Annotated in this window: 15 protein-coding genes and 2 pseudogenes; 7 read left to right on the top strand and 10 right to left on the bottom strand. The window is 71.6% G+C overall.

What is annotated here, in order from left to right; all coding sequences use genetic code 11:
• Window positions 1-16: 16 nt before the first annotated feature.
• Both CACI_RS10300 and CACI_RS10295 read left to right on the top strand, forming a co-directional pair.
• A complete protein-coding gene (locus tag CACI_RS10300; RefSeq protein ID WP_041540150.1) occupies window positions 17-931 on the top strand; it encodes a LysR family transcriptional regulator in 915 nt (304 codons plus the stop codon).
• 12 nt (window positions 932-943) lie between these two features.
• On the top strand, window positions 944-4120 hold the full coding sequence (locus CACI_RS10295) for a BTAD domain-containing putative transcriptional regulator (RefSeq protein WP_012786278.1): 3177 nt from the start codon (window positions 944-946) through the stop codon (window positions 4118-4120).
• Here CACI_RS10295 and CACI_RS10290 read toward each other — a convergent pair.
• Together CACI_RS10290 and CACI_RS10285 are read right to left on the bottom strand one after the other, a co-directional pair.
• Entirely contained in the window at window positions 4104-4868 is a 765-nt protein-coding gene (locus tag CACI_RS10290) for an ABC transporter permease (protein WP_012786277.1), read from the bottom strand. The genes CACI_RS10295 and CACI_RS10290 overlap by 17 nt on opposite strands.
• 2 nt (window positions 4869-4870) lie before the next feature.
• Complete coding sequence (locus CACI_RS10285) at window positions 4871-5878, bottom strand: ATP-binding cassette domain-containing protein (RefSeq protein WP_012786276.1); 1008 nt, start codon at window positions 5876-5878, stop codon at window positions 4871-4873.
• A gap of 94 nt (window positions 5879-5972) precedes the next feature.
• Between CACI_RS10285 and CACI_RS10280 the strand changes: the two genes are divergently transcribed.
• Entirely contained in the window at window positions 5973-6500 is a 528-nt protein-coding gene (locus CACI_RS10280) for an NUDIX hydrolase family protein (RefSeq protein WP_012786275.1), read from the top strand.
• A 107-nt stretch (window positions 6501-6607) separates the two neighbouring features.
• Here the strand turns inward: CACI_RS10280 and CACI_RS10275 are convergent, their stop codons facing one another.
• The 3 genes and pseudogenes from CACI_RS10275 to CACI_RS10265 form a co-directional block, all read right to left on the bottom strand.
• Window positions 6608-8002: a hypothetical protein gene (locus tag CACI_RS10275; RefSeq protein WP_012786274.1), complete on the bottom strand. Its 1395-nt coding sequence runs from the start codon at window positions 8000-8002 to the stop codon at window positions 6608-6610.
• Between the two features lie 115 nt (window positions 8003-8117).
• Window positions 8118-8621 (bottom strand): annotated as a pseudogene (locus tag CACI_RS10270) (sigma-70 family RNA polymerase sigma factor); the annotation flags it as partial.
• Between the two features lie 98 nt (window positions 8622-8719).
• The gene (locus CACI_RS10265; protein ID WP_012786272.1) at window positions 8720-9922 is read right to left on the bottom strand and encodes a copper resistance D family protein; all 1203 of its coding nucleotides are present in this window, start codon (window positions 9920-9922) and stop codon (window positions 8720-8722) included.
• A 169-nt stretch (window positions 9923-10091) separates the two neighbouring features.
• Between CACI_RS10265 and CACI_RS10260 the strand changes: the two genes are divergently transcribed.
• Window positions 10092-11546: an MFS transporter gene (locus CACI_RS10260; protein ID WP_143765194.1), complete on the top strand. Its 1455-nt coding sequence runs from the start codon at window positions 10092-10094 to the stop codon at window positions 11544-11546.
• On the opposite strand, the gene CACI_RS10255 is transcribed toward CACI_RS10260, so the two are convergent.
• The gene (locus CACI_RS10255) at window positions 11524-12036 is read right to left on the bottom strand and encodes a MarR family winged helix-turn-helix transcriptional regulator (RefSeq protein WP_012786270.1); all 513 of its coding nucleotides are present in this window, start codon (window positions 12034-12036) and stop codon (window positions 11524-11526) included. The genes CACI_RS10260 and CACI_RS10255 overlap by 23 nt on opposite strands.
• A gap of 94 nt (window positions 12037-12130) precedes the next feature.
• On the opposite strand from CACI_RS10255, the pseudogene CACI_RS54130 reads away from it, so the two are divergent.
• Window positions 12131-12989, top strand: a pseudogene (locus CACI_RS54130) (MFS transporter).
• 49 nt (window positions 12990-13038) lie between these two features.
• Here CACI_RS54130 and CACI_RS10245 read toward each other — a convergent pair.
• Both CACI_RS10245 and CACI_RS10240 read right to left on the bottom strand, forming a co-directional pair.
• On the bottom strand, window positions 13039-14697 hold the full coding sequence (locus CACI_RS10245) for a helicase HerA-like domain-containing protein (protein WP_012786269.1): 1659 nt from the start codon (window positions 14695-14697) through the stop codon (window positions 13039-13041).
• Between the two features lie 16 nt (window positions 14698-14713).
• Window positions 14714-15895, bottom strand: coding sequence for an endolytic transglycosylase MltG (locus CACI_RS10240; protein WP_190276739.1), 1182 nt, complete (start codon window positions 15893-15895; stop codon window positions 14714-14716).
• A gap of 167 nt (window positions 15896-16062) precedes the next feature.
• Between CACI_RS10240 and CACI_RS10235 the strand changes: the two genes are divergently transcribed.
• Entirely contained in the window at window positions 16063-17442 is a 1380-nt protein-coding gene (locus CACI_RS10235) for a ricin-type beta-trefoil lectin domain protein (protein WP_012786267.1), read from the top strand.
• A gap of 100 nt (window positions 17443-17542) precedes the next feature.
• On the opposite strand, the gene CACI_RS51070 is transcribed toward CACI_RS10235, so the two are convergent.
• Window positions 17543-18286, bottom strand: coding sequence for a DUF4232 domain-containing protein (locus CACI_RS51070; protein ID WP_012786266.1), 744 nt, complete (start codon window positions 18284-18286; stop codon window positions 17543-17545).
• A gap of 138 nt (window positions 18287-18424) precedes the next feature.
• On the opposite strand from CACI_RS51070, the gene CACI_RS52200 reads away from it, so the two are divergent.
• A complete protein-coding gene (locus CACI_RS52200) occupies window positions 18425-19540 on the top strand; it encodes a helix-turn-helix domain-containing protein (protein WP_012786265.1) in 1116 nt (371 codons plus the stop codon).
• A 75-nt stretch (window positions 19541-19615) separates the two neighbouring features.
• On the opposite strand, the gene CACI_RS10220 is transcribed toward CACI_RS52200, so the two are convergent.
• Complete coding sequence (locus CACI_RS10220) at window positions 19616-20302, bottom strand: choice-of-anchor P family protein (protein ID WP_041540149.1); 687 nt, start codon at window positions 20300-20302, stop codon at window positions 19616-19618.
• Window positions 20303-20412: the final 110 nt, after the last annotated feature.

Below are 20412 nucleotides of genomic sequence, written 5' to 3'. Positions count from 1 at the left end.
TCCTAAGATGACTCCCATGCAATTGGATTTGAACCTGCTCGCCGCCCTCGACGCTCTGCTCGAAGAGGGCAGCGTGGCCGGGGCAGCCGACCGCCTGCACGTCACCGCTCCGGCGATGAGCCGCAGCCTGGGCCGGATCCGGCGGAGCACCGGCGACCAGATCCTGGTGCGCACCGGCCGCACGATGACCCCGACGCCCTACGCAATCGCCGTCCGCGCGCAGGTGCACGCGCTGTTGCAGCAGGTGCAGGGCGTGCTGGCGCCGAGTCACGAGCTGGACCTGACCACCTTGGAGCGCACCTTCACGCTGCGCTGGCACGACTCGCTCGTCGCGCTCGGCGGCGCGGCGCTGCTGGCGGCGGTGCGCGAGCAGGCGCCCGGCGTGCGGCTGCGGTTCATCGCGGAGTCCAGCACCGACAGCCCGGGGCTGCGGCGCGGCGAGGTCGATCTCGAGGCGAACGCGAACCCGCCGGCCGCGGCGGACGTCCGCGCCGAGAAGGTGGCCGAGACCGCGCAGGTGGTCGTGGTCCGACCCGGTCATCGGCTCGCTGGCGAGCCGGCGCAGCCGATGACCGCCGAGCAGTACGCCGCGGCCGACCACGTCGCCGTCTCGCGCCGGGGCAATCTCAGCGGCACGATCGACGACGCCCTCGCGAGGCTCGGGCTCGCACGCCGTGTCGTGGCGACCGCGCCGTCGGAGGCAACCGCGCTGGAGTTCGTCCGCGACTCCGACCTCGTGGTCACCGCGCCGCAGGCCACCACCCGCCGGGCGAGCGCCGACCTCGGGCTGGTCGTGCTCCCGCTGCCGCTCGACCTGCCGCCCGCGTCGGTGTACTTGTCCTGGCATCAACGCTATGACACCGATCGAGCGCACGCCTGGCTGCGGGAACTGGCGCGCACCGCGCTGGATGCTCCCAACCGCCGCGCATGACAGGATCGGCGCGTGCAGATCGCGATGCTGGGACCTTTGGAGGTTCGCGCCGACGGCGGCGGCTTGGCCGACGTCCCCGGCGCCCGCCTGCGCGCAGTGCTGATCGCGCTCGCGCTGCGGCCGAACCAGGTGGTCCCCAAGGCCTCGCTGGTCGACTGGATCTGGGGCGAGAATCCGCCCGCCGACGCCGCCAACGCCTTGCAGCGCCTGGTCTCCCGGCTGCGCAAGGCGTTGCCGGACACGGCGATCGACGGGCTCACCGACGGTTACCGGCTCACCGTGGATCCCGACGCCGTGGACGCGGTGCGCTTCGAGCGCCTGGTGAGCGCGAGTCAGGCGGCCGGTCAGGACGTCTCGGAGCGGGCGCGGCTGCTGCGTGAGGCTTTCGCGCTGTGGCGCGGCGCGGCGATGCAGGACGTGGGCTTGCAGGACAGCGACACCTTCGACGCGGTGGTCACGCGGCTGGAAGGGCTGCGCCTGACCGCCGGGGAGGAGCGTTTCGACGCCGAGCTGACGCTCGGGCGCGGCGCGGAACTGGTGACGGAGCTGACCGATCTGGTCGCCGCGCACCCGACGCGGGAGCGGCTGGTCTCGGCGCTGATGCGCGCGCTCAACGCCGCCGGCCGCGACAGCGAGGCGCTGCAGGTGTATCAGCGCACGAGGGAGGCGCTGGCCGAGGAACTCGGCGTCGATCCCTCGCCGGAGCTCTCGGCGCTGCACGTCGCGCTGCTGCGGGGCGAGCTCGGCGGGAAGCGGGAGGAAACCCGCAAGACCAACCTGCGCTCGGAGCTGACCAGCTTCGTCGGCCGGGAGGCGGAGGTGGCCGCGGTCGGCGAGCTCGTCGGCGAGCAGCGGCTGACCACGGTGATCGGTCCGGGCGGTGCGGGCAAGACCCGGCTGGCCGTGGAGACCGCGCGCACGGCGCTCGGCGGGCTGCCGGACGGCGCGTGGCTGGTGGAGCTGGCCGCGATCGGCGCGGACGGGGACGTGGCGCAGGCCGCGCTGTCCAGTCTGGGTCTGCGCGACACGCTGCTCGGCGAGGCTCTGCCGTTCGAAAACCGGAACGCCGAGCCGACGGACCGCTTCGTCGCCGCGATGCGCGAGCGGCGGGCGCTGATCGTCCTGGACAACTGCGAGCACGTCATCGAGTCCGCTGCGCTGTTCGCGCACCGGGTGCTCGGCGAGTGCCGAGGGCTGCGGATCCTGGCGACCAGCCGGGAGCCGCTGGGCATCACCGGCGAGACGTTGTGGCCGGTGACGCCGCTGGCGCTGCCGAAGGAGGACGCGGCGCCGGAGGAGATCGCGGCGTCCCCGGCCGTGCGGCTGCTGCGGGACCGCGCGCAGGCGGTGCGCCGGGACCTGAATGTGGACGCACAGCAGCTGGCGACGATGGCCCGGGTGTGCCGGGCACTCGACGGGATGCCGCTGGCGATCGAGCTGGCGGCGGCGCGGTTGCGGACCATGTCCGTGGAGCAGCTGGCGTCCCGCCTGGACGACCGGTTCCGGCTGCTCACCGGCGGCAGCCGCATCGCGCTGCCCCGGCACCGGACGCTGCGCGCGGTCGTCGACTGGAGCTGGGAGCTGCTGTCCGACGACGAGCGCAGGGTGCTGCGACGGCTCTCGGTGTTCGCCGGCGGCGCCGGTCTGGAGGCCGCCGAGCACGTCTGCGCCGGGGACGAGATCGAGCCGGATCTGGTGCTGGAGCTGCTGACCGCGCTGACCGAGAAGTCGCTGCTGGTCGCCGACGGGATGGACGAGGACGCCACGCGGTTCCGGATGAGCGGCACGATCCGGGAGTACGCCGCGCAACGGCTCGCCGAGGCCGGCGAGCAGGACGCGGCCCGGCGGGCGCACCTGGACTTCTTCACCCTGCTGACCGAGACCGCCGAGCCGCGCCTGCGGCTGCGCGAGCAGGTCGCGTGGCTGGCGGTGTTGCAGGCCGAGCACGACAACATCGCCGCGGCGGCGCGCGGGGCGCTCGCGGCCGGCGAGGCGCAGTCGGCGATGCGGCTCGCGGCCGCCTCGGGCTGGTACTGGTGGCTGGCCGGCTATCGGACCGAGGGTCTGGAGCTGCTGCTGGCGGCGACCAAGGTGCCCGGCGAGACCACCGCCGAGGTCCGGGCCGTGGTCTACGCGCTGATCGTGATGTTCGCGACCTCCGGGCGAGGCGACGAGCACTCCGCCGAGGAGTGGATCCACAAGGCGTACGAGGCGAGTCAGCACACTGAGCCCGGGACCCGCCGCCACCCCGGCATGGCTCTGGTGGAGCCGCTGGAGCGCATGCTGCGGGCGCCGCAGGACGCGTTGACGGCGTTCGAACCGCAACTGGACGACGACGATCCCTGGGTCCGCGCGCTCGCTCGGGTCCAGACCGGCAAGATCCGCGTCATGTTCGGCCAGGGCAGCCTGGACGCGGACGAGCATCTGGAGAAGGCGCTGGCGGAGTTCACAGCGCTCGGCGAGCGGTTCGGGACCTCCCTGGCGCTGACCGAGCTGGCCGACCGGATCGCCGTGCGCGGGGAGTTCGCCAGAGCCGCCGAGCTGTATGAGCGGGCTGTCGTGGTCATCGCCGAGGTCGGCGCGCCCGAGGAGGTCATCCGGATGCGGGCGCGGCAGGCGCTGATGCTGTGGATGGCCGGGGACCGGGACGGCGCGGCGGCGGCGATCGCCGACGGCGAGCGGAGCGCGGAGCGGGTGACCTGGCCCGGAGCGCTGGCGGAGTTGGCGTTGGCGAAGGTGGACCTGGCGCGCTGGGCCGGCGACGCCGCGGAGTCCCGGCGTCAGATCGCCGTCGCGACGACCCTGCTCGGCGAGGAGGCGGAGCAGACGCACTACCGCGCGATGCGGTTGGACATGCTGGCGCGGGTCACCGACGACCTGGAAGAAGCGCGGGCGCATAGCGCGGCGGCCTTGGCGGCGGCGAGCGAGGTGGGGCTCCCGCTGCTGCTCGCCATGGCGGTCGTCGGGGTCGCGGACCTGGCGCTGCGCCAGGAGCAGCCCGAGCAGGCCGCGCGGCTGCTCGGCGCGGCCGCCGCCTTGCGCGGACTGCCCGACAGCGCGCACCCGGACGTCGCGCACATCGAGACGCAGACGCGAAACCGCCTCGGCGACACGAGGTTCGCCGAGGCGGTTCTGGAGGGGACGCGGACCGAGTTGTCCGAGCTCACCCAGGTCACGCTCGCTTCTTGAAGGTCGACACCGCCCAGACATAGCCGAGCACTGCGAACCCCACGGACCAGGCGAGCGCCTGCACCAGGTGGCTGGTCGAGACGTGGCCGCCGGAGAGCAGCCCGCGCAGGGTCTCGATGATCGGGGTGAAGGGCTGGTACTCGGCGAACTGCTTCACGCCGGTCTTCATGGTCGAGGCCGGGACGAACGCGCTGCTCAGGAACGGCAGCATGATCAGCGGCACGGTCGCCAGGCCCGCGGACTCCACCGACTTGGCGGACAGTCCCATCGCCACGGTGAGCCAGCTGGTCGCGAGGGCCAGCAGCAGGATCAGACCGAGCGCGGCGAGCCAGTCCGGCAGGCTGCCGTGGGACCGGAAGCCCATCGCGAAGCCGACGCCGATGATCGCGCCGACCGCGATCAGGGCGCGGACCGTGGTGGCGACCACGTGGCCGGTGAGCACGGCGCCCCGGGAGACGTCCATGGTCTTGAACCGGTTGATGATGCCCTTGGTCATGTCGTCGTTCACCGAGGCCGCGGTCGGGCCCAGGCCGTAGGTGATGGCCATGACGATCAGGCCGGGGACCGCGTAGTCGACGTAGCTGCCGGGGACCTTGAACGCGCCGCCGAAGACGTACACGAACATCAGCATCATGACGATGGGGAACAGGATGGCGTTGAAGACGGTCACGGGGTTGCGGACGGTGTGGCGGAAGTTGCGGCGCAGCATGATCGCGGAGTCGCCGAAGGCGGTGGATGGCGTGCTCATGGTCAGTTCTCCTTCGTGGCGGCGGTGGCGGCGGTCGGGGTGGCTGGCTCGGCCTGGGTGGCAGGGTCGGTCTGAGTGGCGGGCTCGGTCTGGGCGGAGTGCCCGGTGAGGGCGAGGAAGACGTCGTCGAGGTCGGGGGTGTGCACGGAGAACTCCTCGGAGTCCAGCGAGTGCTCGTCGAGCCGGTCCAGCAGGGCGCGCAGCGAGCGCGAGGTGCCGTCGCTGGGGACGCGCAAGGCCAGTTCGGCCTCGTCGCGGGTGGCGCCGGCCAGCAGCCGCGCCGCGCTGTCGAGGTCCGCGGCGGTCGCGAACTTCAGCCGCACGTGGGTCCCGGGTATCTGGCGCTTGAGCTCCTCGGCGGTGCCCTGCGCGACGATCCGCCCGCCGTCCAGCACCGCGATCCGGTCGGCCAGGTGGTCGGCCTCCTCCAGGTACTGGGTGGTCAGGAAGATGGTCGTGCCCTCGGCCACCAGCTCCCGGACGATCTCCCACATGGTGCGCCGGCTGCGCGGGTCCAGCCCGGTCGTCGGCTCGTCGAGGAAGATGATCCGCGGGCTCCCGACCAGCGTCATCGCCAGGTCGAGCTTGCGCCGCATCCCGCCGGAGTAGGTCGAAGCCTGCTTGTCAGCGGACTCGCTCAGATCGAAGCGCTCCAGCAGCCGCGAGACGATCTCGCCGGCCGGCCGGATCCGCAACAGATCCGCCATCATCCGCAGGTTCTCGCGCCCCGTCAGCAGCTCGTCGACCGCGGCGAACTGCCCGGTCACGCCGATCGCGGAGCGCACCTGCTTGGTCTGCGAGGCGACGTCGAACCCCGCCACCCGCACCGTCCCAGCGTCCGCCTTCATCAGCGTGGTCAGCACGTTCACCGTGGTCGTCTTGCCGGCGCCGTTCGGGCCCAGCATCGAGAAGACCGATCCCGCGGCGACCTCGAAGCCGATGCCGTCGAGCACCACCTTGTCGCCGTATGTCTTGCGCAGTCCCGTGACCGCGATCGCTGTGTTTTCCATGACTCAACCATCGCCAGCAGGCCTGACGCGGTCCTGACACGGACCTGACACGGCGGCTGACGCGGCGCACTAGTACGATCAACGCGTGTCCGAAATGATCGAGACGACCCCGAGCTGGTTCGAGCCGGGCGAGCTGGAGCAGATCCGCGCCCACCTGCCGATCGTCTACGTCCAGGCGGTCCCGGTGCGCGTGGACGCCGCCGGCGAGGTGACCAGCGTCGGGCTGCTCCTGCGCATCTCCCCCGACGGGGAGATCACCCGCAGCCTGGTCTCCGGCCGCGTGCTGCACCACGAGCGGCTGCGCGACGCCCTGCTGCGCCACCTGGAGAAGGACCTCGGCCCGGTCGCGCTGCCGAACGTCCCGGCCTCCCTGCAGCCCTTCACGGTCGCCGAGTACTTCCCCACCGCCGGCGTCACGCCGTACCACGACCCGCGCCAGCACGCGGTCGCGCTGGCCTACGTCGTGCCGGTGAACGGCGACTGCTCGCCCCGGCAGGACGCGCTCGACCTGGTGTGGCTCACGCCCCAGGAGGCGAGTTCGGACACTGTGTTGCAGGACATGCACGGCGGACAGGGGACGCTGCTGCGGCAGGCGCTGGCGCATGTCGGCTGTCTGAGCTGACGGCGCTTTCTGCCATGTGCTGAGTGACGACCCCTTCTGTCATGTGCTGACGTCCGGCGCCGGGGACATCGGTCCCCGGCGCCGGACCGGCACCGGCTGCCGCAGCTCTACGGCAGGTGCCCCGCCAACGCCGCCAGCACCGCCGCGTCACCCCCGGTCGAGGTGTCGCCCTTCTCGAAGGTGACCGTCAACTGCGTCACATGGGTGCCCTTGACCACGAAATACACGTGCGCGTACGACGGGCTCGGTGTGTCGGTGATCAGCAGCGAGAAGCCGTCCGCGGTAGCCGTCCCCACCTTGATCGTGCGGACGTCCTTTTGCCCCGCGCCGTTCTCGAACGTGCAGCCCTGCTGTCCGGTGGCCTGCCGTGCGTACTGGAACGCAGCCATGGCCCGGTCCGCCGACGGGAAGGTGAAGATGTTCTGGGTCGCACTCGAATAGAGATAGTTCGAGCCCTGATACAGCGGCGGCGGGCCCGGCGGGGTCCCGTGGTAAGGCCGGCTGGCGATGGCGGCGTCCGGTCCGTTCAGGATGGCGTAGTCGGCGTCCTGGCACAGCTTGCTCGAGGGCGCGGCGCCGGGACCGGTTTCCTGCGACCCCATCTGGAGCCAGCCGTGGGACTGGTCCGCCGTCTCGAACGGGATCTCGCTGAGGCCCAGCCACGCCGAGCCCGGGAGGGTGTTCGACGGCGGGGCGGTGACCGGGTCCGGCGCCGGGGTCCCGCCGTCGAGCCGGTCGGCCATGCGCTGCAGCGCCGCCTGGTCGTCGGAGGTGTCGTACACCGCGCCGGGCGCGGATTGGTAGAACCAGTACGCGATATCACTTCCGGACAGCACCATCATCCTGTGCAGGTCCGCCCCGTCTGCGGAGTCCTTCCACGCGAACCCGTCGGCGATCGTGCCGACCACGATGGATCTCTTGCAATTGGCCGTTGTCGGCTTGAGTATGTCGTAGTCCTGCTTGGCCGCCGCCGCCGAGCTGTAGTGGTAGACCGACTCCCACGCCGTCGTCGAGTCATAGGCGGATGTGTAGTCCGCCTCGACCGCCGACTGCGCGTGGGTCTTCGGTTCCTGCACGTTCGACGGGACGAAGTCACAGATCGGGTCGGTGAAGTCGGCCGTGAGTTCGGGGGCGGTCCGCGTGATCTTCCACTGGTACAGCGCCGGCTTCGGCGCCTCGGAAGCCAGCAGGAGCGCACTCGTGCCGGTGCGGTTCTTCGACGGGAGCGCGGTGTGCGGCGTCGATGCCGACGACGGAACGCTCGGCGCAGGACGGGTCGACACCGGCTGTGTCGGCGTCGGGCTGTCCTTGGCACCCCCGGTGCCCAGCCCGACGCCCGCCGCCACGGCGCAGACCAGGATCACCGATCCGGCCGCCGAGAACACGCGCCGCCGGCGGCGACCCCGGCCCAGGGCCTCGATGGCGCCGGCCGGAACCGGCCGGGCGAGCTCGCGGCCTTCGCTGTTGAGTGCTTCGAGCAACGAAGCGAAGTTCTCAGGCACCGGAAACCATCCCCTTCTTCCCGAAGAGCGCCGATGAGTCCTCCGAGGAGGAAAGTGCTTGAAGCGATGAGGAGGCCGGTGAAGAGGCCGGTGAAGAGGCTGCCGAGCCCGGCGGAGCCTCCTCGTCGTCGGCGAACTCCGAGACGTAGGGCGCCAGCGCCTTGCGGCCGCGGGACAGCCGGGCCTTGACCGTGCCGACCGGCGCGCCGATCTCCTCGGCGATCTCGGTCACGGTCAGGCCCAGCAGATGGAACAGCACCAGCGCGCGCCGCTGCTCGGCCGGGATGCGGCGCAGCGCGTCCACCACGACCAGGCGGTCCGGCGACAGGTCCGGGACGTGCGCGCCGGACTCGCCGCTCGTGCGGTGCGCGCTCAGCCGGTTCCGGGTCTTGCGCCACGTGCTCATCGCGACGCGGAACCCGACGGTCCGGACCCAGGCCTCGGGGTCCTCGTAGCCCCGGACCTTGGACCAGCGCAGCCAGGCCCGGGTGTACGCCTCCTGCGCCGCGTCCTCCGCCTCGGCGACGCTGCCCAGGACCACGAACAGGTATCCCACGACGCGGGTGGCCGTCGCCGTGTAGAACCCCGCGAAATCGATCGACTCAGCCTCTTCGGCCACAGCACCCCTCGCTCCGATCAGTCCGGCGTCCGAACGCCGGGTCCGAAAGACACTCCCGGGGCGGCGGTTCGGTTGCACGGTTTCCGCTCGGAATGCTGTCAGCCCTCGGCGGGCCGCACGCGCCCGACCCGGCGCCGGGCGAGCTTGCCGGAGAAGCGGTACCCCGCCACCGTCACGACCAGCACCGCGGCCGTCTCGGCGGTGCCCTCGATCCAGGTCGAGGCCGAGACCTCCTTCTGCGGCAGCTTGGGCAGCTTCTTCACCGAGCCGGTGGCGTGCTTGGCCGCGTCGGCCTGGAACGCCTGGTTGCGCGCCGAGCCGTGCAGGAAGGAGGCGGCGAACAGCAGCCCGAGGATCAGCACCGTCTCCACGCCGACCACCGCCGGGAACCGCCTGACCAGGACGGTGCGCAGCGGACGCTCGTCCCCGGCGGCGCGCAGCGCGTCGATGCGCGGGTGCAGCCAGAACTGGTTGACGGCGCCGAGGGCGAGCAGGCTGCCGAAGATCAGCAGCTTCACGCCGAGGACCCGTCCGTACATGGTGCTCAGCAGCTGGGTCGGGCCGTCGACGTGCTCCCAGTACAGGAACAGCCCCGACAGGCTGATGGCTGCCACGCAGCTCATCGCGGCGATGGAGAACCGGCGGATCGCCGGGGACCAGAACCCGGATTCCAGACCGCTGCCCGCGACGAGCACGACCAGCCCGATCAGCCCGCCGACCCACACGCCGCCGCCGATCAGATGCAGGATCCACATGAAGGTCTGGAAGACGGTGCGGCCCGCATTGTCGGCCAGCGAAGTCGGGATGCGGGTCGAGACCAGACCGACGACGCCGAGGATCAGGGCCGCGACACGCAGTCCGGTCACCAGGCGCGCCGGAAGGGCCCGGCGTATCACGACCGGCAGGATCAGCAGCGCGGCGACGAAGGGCAGCACCGTCTCCAGCCCGGCGAGCAGCCCGGCGCCCGAGCCGTCGAAGAGCCCGCGCCACGCGGCGCCGTAGTCGTAGCCGGTGCGCGAGGCGCTGTGGGCCTGGTCGGTGAGGACCGCCGGGAGCGCAAGAACTCCGGCGACGACCGCGGCCCAGCCCAGCCGGGTCCGGACGATCCGCGCCGTGCGCTCGCCGGCGCCTCGGGCCGGGGCGGCGACGACGAGCGCCAGGGCGACCAGGCCGACGAAGGACATCAGCGTCGCCCAACTCGCCCAGGACACGGCGCTGTCCTCGAAGGGACCCAGCGGGGTGGAGGGCGCGGGCGCGGCGAGGTACGCCGGGGCGCCGGCGAGGACGGGTGCGGAGAGCAAGGGACCCCCTGAATCGGAACGATCTAGCGAGGGTTAGGTTAGGCAAACCTAAGTTTCACGTCAACACGGACCCGGAGAGGAGGAAACGGCGAGGAATCGTCGAGGTCAGACTCAGGTCGCGGGATTCTTTCGGCCGGCGCCGAACCGTCGCGGCCCTACCGTCATCGATATGTCGACAGCCATGACGACGACTTCTTCCGGTTCTGCTTCGCCCTCCGAGCCCGAGCCCGATACCGCGCCCGCGCTCCACCGCCCCGGCGTGACCCTGCTCGCCACCTGCCTCGCCCTGTTCCTCGGCCAGGTCGACACCACGGCCGTGAACCTCGCCCTGCCCGCGATCCGGCACGACCTGTCCGGCGGCATCTCCGGCCTGCAATGGGTCGTCGACGCCTACAACGTCACCTTCGCCGCGCTCCTGCTCACCGGCGGCACGCTCGGCGACCGCTTCGGACGCCGCCGGCTGTTCCGCACCGGCGTGGCCGTCTTCGTCCTCGGATCCACCGTCTGCGCGCTCGCGCCGGGACTTCCGGTGCTGCTGGCGGGCCGCGTCACGCAGGGCGTCGGCTCCGGGATGATGCTGCCGCAGAGCCTTGCGATCCTGGCCACGGCCTTCCCCGGGCGCCGGGAGCGGAACAAGGCGATGGCCGCGTGGTCGATCGTGGCCGGCAGCGGACTGGCCGTCGGGCCCACGTTGGGCGGGCTGGCCGTGCAGACGCTCGGCTGGCAGTCGATCTTCTGGGTCAACGTGCCGATCGGCATCGCGGCACTCGTGCTCACGCTGCGGCACGTACCGGAGTCACGCAACCCGCGGGCGCGCACGCTGGACCCGCTCGGCCAGGTCTTGGCGATCGCCTCCCTCGGCCTGCTGACCTTCGTCGCAGTCCAGGGACGCGAGCTGGGCTGGACCTCCCCAGCGACGCTGGCGTGCATCGCAGGGTGCGTGGTCGGTCCCGCGGCGTTCGTCGCGGTCGAACGCCGTCGCAGCGACCCGATGCTCCCGCTGGACCTGCTGCGGCGCGGGCAGCTGCCGGTCGCGGTCATCGTCGCGGCGTGCATGACCTTCGGGATGTACGGCCTGTTCCTCCTGACCAGCCTGATGTTCCAACAGGAACGCGGCGCCTCCGCACTCGGCGCCGGCGTGGCGATGCTGCCGCTGGCGGTCGCCGCGACGGTCCTCTCGCCACTGACCGGACGCCTGGTGACGCGCTACGGACCGCGGCTGCCGATGACCGCCGGCATGACCGCGATGGGAACCGGCGTCCTGATCTTCGCCGTCGCCGGAGCGGACGCGAACCTCCTGGTCCTGGAGATCGCCTTCACCGTCATCGGCATCGGACTGGCTCTGAACACCGGCCCGGTCGTCGGCGTCGCCGTCTCGGCAGTAGCGTCCGAACTAGCCGGCCTCGCCTCAGGCATCGCCAACCTGGCCCGCATGTTCGGCGCCACCCTCGGCGTCGCGGTTCAGGGCTCGGTCATGGCCGTGGCCTCCGCCGGAGCGGCAAGCGGCCCGCACTTCGTGCACGGACTGCGGATCGCGGTCGCGGTGGGGTGCGCCGTGGAGTTCCTCGGAGCTGCGGTCGCGTTCCGGTACGTCGACCGGCTCAGCCCGCCGTCGTCCGGTTGATCTGCTCGACGGTCTCCACCAGCGGCGCCAGCCGCGGATCGGCGGCGGCGTTGTCCAGCGCCTCGCGCAGGGCGGTGTCGTGGGTGGGGCGGGCTTCGGCGAGGAGGGCGAGGCCGGGGGGCGTCACGTTGGTGTAGATGCCGCGGCGGTCGGTGGGGCACAGATAGCGCTCGAGGAGGCCGCGGTCTTCCAGACGGGTGACCAGGCGGGTCGTCGCGCTCTGACTGAGCACCACTGCCTCGGCGACCTGGTTCATGCGCAGGTGGCCGCCGTCGCCGTCGTGCTGGTAGCTCAGGACGTCCAGGAGCGAGTACTCGCGGGCGCTCAGGTCGTGGCGGGCTTGGAGGGCTCGCTCGACGTGGCTCTCGATGCGGCCGTGCAGGAGTGAGAGCGCGTACCAGCCGTGGACCAGCCCGATCTCGGCGGTGCCGGTGGTGTTCTGGGTGTCGCTTTTGGTGTCAACGCTCTTGGTGTCAGCGGTGCCGGTCATGGTGCCCTGCTCCTTCCGTGCCCCGCCTGCCAATATACCGCGCGTGCAATCGTTGTGTTTGCAAATACATGCGCTTGCAATTATTGTGATCCCCATGCCTCTCGCTCTCCTCGCCCTGGCCATCGGCGCCTTCGGCATCGGCACCACCGAGTTCGTCCCGATGGGCCTGCTGCCGGAGATCGCCGGGGACTACGGCGTCTCGATCCCCTCGGCCGGACTGCTGGTCACCGGCTACGCCCTCGGCGTGGTCGCCGGCGCGCCGGTGATGACCGCGCTCGGCACCAGGCTCGGGCGCAAGACCATGCTCATGCTGCTCATGGGCCTGTTCGTGCTCGGCAACCTGGTCTCGGCGTTCGCGCCGTCGTTCGAGGTGATGCTCCTCGGGCGCATCGTGACCGCGCTGGCGCACGGCGCGTTCTTCGGGATCGGGTCGGTGGTCGCCGCCGAGCTGGTCGCGCCGGAGAAGAAGGCCGGGGCGATAGCCGCCATGTTCACCGGGCTGACCGTGGCGAACGTCGTCGGCGTGCCGCTGGGCACGTTCGTCGGGCAGGCGGTCGGCTGGCGCGTGGACGTTCGCGATCGTGGCGGGTCTGGGCGTCGCCGGACTGCTCGGCATCGCCAAGCTGGTGCCGCCGCTGCCCCGCCCCGAGGGCGCGCACCTGCGGCGGGAGCTGGCCCGGGTCCTGGACCAGGCGCACGGTGCCCCGACCCTGGCCTCGGCCGTCAACATCGGCGCCTTCAACCTGGGCAACGCGCTGTCGGCGTGGCTCGGCGGCGTCGTGATCTCCGCAGGGTTCGGATACACCGCGCCGAACTGGGTCGGGGCGGTCCTCGCCGGCTCGGCGCTGGTGCTGGCGGTGTGGTCGGCGACGCTGGAGCGCGGCGCGAAGCCGGCGGGAGCGGCACCAACAACCACCGAGCCGAGCGAAGTACTGACCAGCACAACAAGCTGAGACGCACACAGCCCCGGCGTTCCACACAAACGCCGGGGCTCCAGCTCCGTTACCCGCGTTTGCGCGTCCCGAAAATACTGCGCGTCAACTCTCGCACCGCGGTGTTCACCGCCTTCTTGACCGTCGCTGATCCGAGCGCCTGGTCGATGAGGTTCGGCGGAGCCTTGGCGGCGGTGCTCGGGCGGCTCCGGCTCTGACTCTGGCTCTGAGACTGGGTCTGGGTCTCGCGCTCGGCCTTGGCCGCTTCGTCCTCCCGGCGCTGATCCTCAGCCGCTGCCTGCGCTTCCTGCTCGCGCGCGGCGAGGATCTCGTACGCCGACTCCCGATCGACGGCCGGACCATAGGTCGCCAGCTGCGGCGAGGCGTTCACAATCCCCTGCACGACCGCCTGATCCGCCTCAGCCATCAGCGATTCCGGGGCGCGCAGCCGGGTCCACGCCACCGGAGTCGGCGCGCCGTTCTCGGACAACACGGTCACCACCGCCTCGCCGATCCCGAGATTCTGCAGCACCTCGCCCAGGTCGTACGGCGACTTCGGGAACGTCGACACCGTCGCCTTCAGCGCCTTGGCGTCGTCGGGGGTGTAGGCGCGCAGCGCGTGCTGAACCCGGTTGCCGAGCTGCGCCAGAACGTCGCCGGGCACGTCCTTCGGGGTCTGCGTGACGAAGAAGATCCCGACGCCCTTGGACCGGATCAGCCGCACCGCCTGCGTGATCGCCGACAGGAAGGCCTTGGACGCCCCGGTGAACAGCAGGTGCGCCTCGTCGAAGAAGAACACGAGCTTGGGCCGGTCCACGTCGCCGACCTCCGGCAACCGCTCGAAGAGGTCCGCGACCAGCCACATCAGGAACGTGGAGAACAGCTCGGGCTGGTTGGCGACTCCCGGCAGCTCCAGCAGCGACACCACGCCGCGGCCGTCGGGCGTGGTGCGGATCAGGTCGAGCGGGTTGAACTCGGTCTCCCCGAAGAACGGCTCGGCGCCCTTGGCCTGGAACGCCGTCAGCTCCCGCAGGATGACCCCGGCGGTCTGCGGCGACAGTCCGCCGATCGCCTTCAGCTCCGCCTTGCCCTCGTCGCTGGTCAGATGGACCAGCACGCTGCGCAGGTCCTTGAGGTCCAGCAGCAGCCAGCCCTTGGTGTCGGCGTAGTGGAAGACCAGGCCCAGGGAGGACTCCTGGGTCGGGTTCAGCCCGAGCACCTTGGCCAGCATCGTCGGCCCGAACGCCGAGACCGTCGCGCGCACCGGGACGCCGGTCCCCTCGCCGCCGAGCGTGTAGAACTCGCAGGGGAAGGCTTTCGCAGACCACTGCTGGCCCAGCGCCTGGGTGCGGGTGGTCAGCTTCTCGCCGCCCGCGCCGGGCGCCGCCAGCCCGGACAGGTCGCCCTTCATGTCGGCCAGGAACACCGGGACGCCGGCTGCCGAGAGCTGCTCGGCCATGGCCTGCAAGGTCTTGGTCTTGCCGGTACCGGTGGCGCCGGCGACCAGGCCGTGCCGGGTGAGCATGGTCAGCGGGATGCGGACCTGGACGTCCGGATCCGGGGTGCCGTCGGCCATCAGCGCACCGAGGTCCAGGGTCGGGCCGTCGAAGGCGTAGCCCGCGGCGACGGTCTGGGGGTAGCCGGCTGCTTTCGCCGAGCCGGCTGGGTTCGCTGGGTTCGCTGGGTTCGCTGGGTTCGCTGGGTTCGCTTCGTTCGCAGAGTTCGTCATCGTCGTCTCACCTCGATCAGTGCGTCAGGCAGGTCTGCTCGAACTGGGTCTTCTCCGACTCCTTGAAGAACTTCGTGCCGTCCCCGCTGGCGCACCAGTAGTACCAACGCTCCGTCGCCGGGGTCAGGACCGCCGCGATCATCTGCTTGGAGGGGATGCTGACCGGGGTCGGCGGCAGTCCCTTGTGACCGCCGGTGGCATACGGGTCGGTCGGGTCGGTGACCTCGCGCGCCGTCACCGGGACGCGCTTGCCGGCCAGCAGGCTCATCCAGTACCTGGTCGTGGCGTCCACGCCGACGAAGTCGCCGCGGCTGAGCCGGTTCTGGACCGCCTCGGAGACCTCGCGGCCGTCCGGGTCGGGCTTGGTGACCTCGGCCTCGGCCAGGGAGGCGATGGTCAGGGCCTCCTCGGGGGTGCAGGCGCGCGCCGGGGCGCACTTGAGCATGGCGGCCTTGGCCGGCAGCCCGAGCGCGGTCAGCTCGGCGACCCGCGTCCTCACCATCGAGGTCAGCACGCTCTGCGGGGTGTCGGCGCTGGTCAGGGTGTAGCGGCCGGGCTCCAGCATGCCCTCGGCGGTCCAGTGCCCGTCGGCGCTCTTGGACCAGGGCGGCAGGCCGATCTGGTTGGTGTCGATGAGCTGCTGGAGGTCGTCCTTGCTCCACTCCCGCTTCTTGGCCAGCGCCTGCAGCGTCTCCCAGCTGTAGTCGCCGGGCCGGACCTCGAGCAGCGAGTCCGGCGAGAGGTTGGCGGAGTTGAGCAGCTCGGTGATGGCGGTCGCGGCGCTGATCTTCGGGCAGACCCGGTAGGTCCCGGTGCTGATGCCGCGCGCCGCCTCGTTGTGCCCGGCGGCGTCGACGAACGCCTGCGTGCTGCGCACCACGCCGGCGTTGAACAGCGCGTCGCCGATCGCCTTGCCGGTCGCCCCGGTGTTCACCTCGACCAGGACCTTGTGCGGATCGCTCGGCGAGCAGCTCGACGCGGAATAGTCGGGGGCGTGCGAGGTCCTGGCCATGTCGGCGATGCCCGCGAACACGAACGCCGCGATCCCGCCGAACACCACCACCGGCACCAGCAGCGGACCCCACGCCTTCAGCCGGTCGCGGCGCGTCGGCGGCGGGTCCTCGTAGCCGTCGTCGGCGCCGTTCTCGCCGGGCACCGCGTACCCGGTCCCGGTCTTCCCGCCTTCCGGACTTCCCACCACGTCGCTCCCGATGATCGATCGCTTACTCAGAGGGATCATCGCGGGATCGGCGCCCGTACGCAGCCTGACAGGGCCGGATGGGGATCGCCCGGGTGGCGTAACGAGCAGAGCGGAGGTCAGTATCCTGTTGAATTCCGACCGTATAGCGGGAGTGTCGAGGTTCTATGGACGCGAGTGGGTACCGGCCCGGTAACCAGAGCACCGGGCGCCAGGTGCGCGGACGCTCGCTGCACGACGTGCTGCACGATCCGGGCACCGGTATCGCGCAGCAGGCGGTCATCCCGCTGGACCCGAGCCGCGTGGCGCTGATCGCCCGCGCGATCCTCACCGCGCTGGCCGCCGGCACCGTCCACGGCTACATCACCCCGCACACCATCGTGCTCACCGACGACGGCACCGCGCTGCTGGTCGGCGACCGCGTCGCGCCGGGCGCCACCCCGGCGACCGACGTCTTCGCGCTGGGGATGGCGCTGTTCGAGGCGGTGGAGGGATACGCGCCGCATCCGGCCGAGCCGCTGCCGCCGATGACGCGCGCCGGGGCGCTCGGGCCGCTGATCGAGGCGCTGACCGCGCAGGATCCGGGGCGGCGGCCGACTGCGGCGGCGGCGCTGGGGCTGCTGGAGGCGGGGATGGCGGCGCCGGCTTCGCCGGACGCCACCGAGACGCGGACGCTGCCGCAGGTTCCAGCGGCAGGCGCGACAGGAGCACCGGCAGCCGGGAACAGCGCGGATTCGACAGCTACGTCCCTGCTGCCTCCGGTTCCGGCCGGACCGGCGATGGGGATGGCTGCGCCGCCCGGCACTTCCGGCTCTTCCGGGCCACCCGGACCACCCGACTACAGCGCTTCGGGCTATGCGACATATGACGACTATCCAGAGGCGAAGCGCCGCGCGTTGCTCATAGGCGGCGGGTTGGCGGCGGTCGTGATCATCGCCGGAGTCGCGCTCGGGGTCACGAGACCGTGGCACCAGACGGACACCAGCAGTTCGACCGTCCCCGGCGTGCCGACCGCGAGCTCCGTGCCGACCACTCCGGTCGCCGCGACGCCGTCCGCCTCGGTACCGGCCACGCCGTCCACGCCGTCCACGACCAGCAGCACTCCCACCCCGACGCCGACGCCGACCCCCACCCCGACGGTCTCGAACCCGACCGCTCTGGTGTCGATGTCCCTGTGCCTGGACGCGGCGGCCGACGGCGGCATCCACTCCGGCGCGAAGGTCACTGCCGGGACCTGCCAGGGCAGCGCGAACCAGGGGTGGCAGATCCACACCGACGGCACGATCCGCTCCCTGGCCGACGCGAACCTGTGTCTGGACGCGGCCGCCCCGAACGGCAAGGTCGCGAACGCCGCGCAGGTCGCGGTGTGGAACTGCCACGGCGGGTCGAACCAGGCTTGGGTCTGGAACGCCAACGGCACGGTGTCGCCGGTGGCGAACACCGCGCTGTGCCTGGACGCCGCGGGACCGGTGCCGATCCACGCGGGCGCGAACGTCACGGCGTGGCCGTGCAACGCCGGACCGAACGAGATCTGGGCGAAGCAGTAGCCGCGCCGGTGCGTTCGCGACGCCGGGGAATCAGCTGAAATAGCAGCGCGAGGCCCGGCTCACCCCTGCGAAGCCGGGCCCCGCGCTGGTCCTCCCGCCCCTATTGCGGCGTGTTGGCGCCCTGCATCGAGGCGACCGCGTCCGCGACGCCTCGCTCGTAGAGCCCCAGCTTCGGCTTTCCGACCGAGCCGCCGCCTAGCGGGAAGTTCTGGGTGGCCGCGTTCGGCATGCTGTCCGAGACCAGGACGTTGATCTCGTCGAGCGTGGTGGCCGGGCCCGAGCCGGAGCCGCCGGGGTTGAGGTCCAGGACGGCGTAGGCGGTCTTGCCCGCGTACAGCACGTAGGCCGGCGGACCGCCGAGACCGCCGGGGATCAGCGGCTTCACGTCCTTGCTGTGGTCGGCGGACTGCGCGCTGCCGAGGCCGACCAGCGGGTAGTAGCTCAGGCCGCAGGAGGTCGCACCGGTGTTGCGGACCGCGATCAGGCGGCGGGTCGGGACGTCGGTCATCGGGGAGACCTGGAGCGTCACCTGCGTCGCGGTGCAGCGGTGGGCGAAGGCGTAGCTGTCGTCGTCGTGCGGGGCGGGTGACGCGGTGGCCGAGGGCTTGGCGGTGGCCGAGGTCTTCGCGGTGACCGGCGGAGCCTTGGCACTCGTGGCGGGGGCGGGCGGCGCGGAGGACTGCGCACTGGTCGACCCCGTGGACGCGGTGGTCCCGACCGAACCGACCTCGGACGTGCTCGTCACCGTTCCGGCACCGGACGCGCCGGACTTCGAGGACTGGCACGCGCTGAGCGAGACGGCACACAGCGCGACGGCGACGGACGACAGCGTGATCTTCTTCATGAGCCCCACCGTGCCGGGCGCCCCGTCCCACCCGCCACCCCTCAACGCCGATGCGGGACGCTGGAACGATTCCAGGTACCCTGAGCTGCGACATCACCCGTTCCTGGAACGGCGGCACAGAACGGGGAGGACCACCGCGTGGCGAGGCACACCGACGCGTTCGCGGCACGCCTGAGCGAACTGAAGGACCGCTCCGGCCGCAGCTACGGCGCACTGGCCCAACGCCTCCACACCAGCACCTCAACCCTCCACCGCTACTGCAACGGCACCACCGTCCCCGCCGAGTTCGCCCCCGCCGAACGCTTCGCCCGCGCCTGCAACGCCACCCCCGAAGAAGTGCTGGCGCTCCACCGCATGTGGCTGCTCGCCGACGCCGAACGCCGCGCCGAGGCAACTGGTTCAGGTATCACTGAGTCTCAGTCGGGCGCGAGCGCCACCGGAGTAGTTGCTTCTGGTACCGCCGACTCAGCCGCACCTGGTCGTCGGACACGTCGCCGGCTGATACCTGCTCTAGCCGGACTCGCCGCAGTCGCCGTTCTTGTCCCGATCGCTATCTACGCGACCCGCGACTCCAACTCGCCAATCAGCAAACCATCCGCCCCTTCGCCGAGCCCCACTCCCACCCTCCCGACCCCAGTCACCGTCAGCGTCCTCGCCGACAACTGGGACACCGAGTGCGGCCAGTGGTTCTACGCACCCCAATCCCCCACCGCGGTCCCGCCCCCGCCCGGACTCCCCGATGTCGGTCTCTGGGCCCAGCCTCTCGGCGCGGTCCCCGGCGGGCACCTCCGGCTCCAGCTCACCGCGCAGGGCACGCCGGGGCGCGCGCCGGTGGTCCTGCACACGCTCTACGTCCACGTCGTCGGTGCGAAGCCCGCGCCGGCGAGCGGCTACGCCTACACCATGGGCTCCGGGTGCGGCGGCGGGCTGGATCCGGCTTCGTTCGCGATCGATCTGGACGCCTCGGCGCCGAAGATCAAACCCGTCTCGGGCCAGATCGCGAATGACAAGGTCGGGCTCGCCGACTTCCCGTTCCAGGTCTCCGGCGACGATTCGCAGGTGCTGGACGTCGACGCCCATTCCGCCGACCAGGAGATCGACTGGACGCTGGTCCTGGTCTGGAGCTGCGGCGACCAGCAGGGCACGCTGACCGTCGACGACCACGGCAAGCCGTTCCGCACCATCGGCCTGAACGGCAAGCCCGCCTACTTCTACAACGGCACCAAATGGGCCGCCACCACGCTGGACCAGTAGCAGCCGAGCACCGAGAAGTCCCGACTCAGTGGCCTGAGCCGGGACCCACCCGCGAAACCTCAGCCCGCCGAGCCCTCAGTGCGTCGGGTGCGTCGCGCTGTTCGAGGCCGGCATCGCGCCGCCGCACATCGCGGAGCCGAGCACGACTTCCTGGCCGCCGACCAGCGTGATGTCCGCCGCCTCGACGGTCAGGTTGCCGTCCTTGTCGGTGACCTGCTTGTTGACCACGATGGTGCCCAGCTGCGGCACGGTGACCGTCTGGTTCACGCCGGTCGGGACGGTGATCGTCACCGGCGTCGCCGGCGGCAGCGGCGCGGGCGGCGGGACCGGGGTGAAGACCGCGGTGGCGACGGTGCCGGTGCCGGTGGCCGCGCCCGGGGAGGCCGGGGCGTCGCAGGTGGCCTTGATCCCGGTGACGTCGAGCGCGCCGACCAGCGGGATGGTCAGCAGCAGGTGCGCCGCGGCGGCCGAGGCCGAGGCGGTGCCGGCCTTGGCGTCGCCCGCGGTGGTGGCGGTGAGCAGGGCGTCGACGGCGATCGGGCCGAGGTTCAGGGTCGGCAGGCTCTGGGTCCCGCCGGGCGGGAACGTCGAGTCCGGCGTCGGCGGCACGGCGACCAGGCCGCCGAGGGCCTGCGCGGAGACGACGTACGCCTCCGCCTGCGGGGACGTGTTACTGGCCTGCGAGGGCGCGACGACGCCCAGCGCAGTGCCGAGAAGCGCGGCGGTCATGCCGCACGCGCGCAGCCCGATTCGAAGACGCATGGGAGAATTCATACCTTTCCGCGAACAAGTGGACTCTTCGCGGAAAGCATCGCGAAGCAGTCCCGAGTTCCGGCGATCCGCCACGCGCGCGACCGTTGAACATCATCCCA

This window comes from Catenulispora acidiphila DSM 44928, from assembly GCF_000024025.1.
In the GTDB taxonomy this organism is placed as follows: Bacteria; Actinomycetota; Actinomycetes; order Streptomycetales; family Catenulisporaceae; genus Catenulispora; species Catenulispora acidiphila.
The sequence above is the reverse complement of the archived record's forward strand: the minus strand, read 5'-3'. Positions and strand labels throughout refer to the sequence as shown.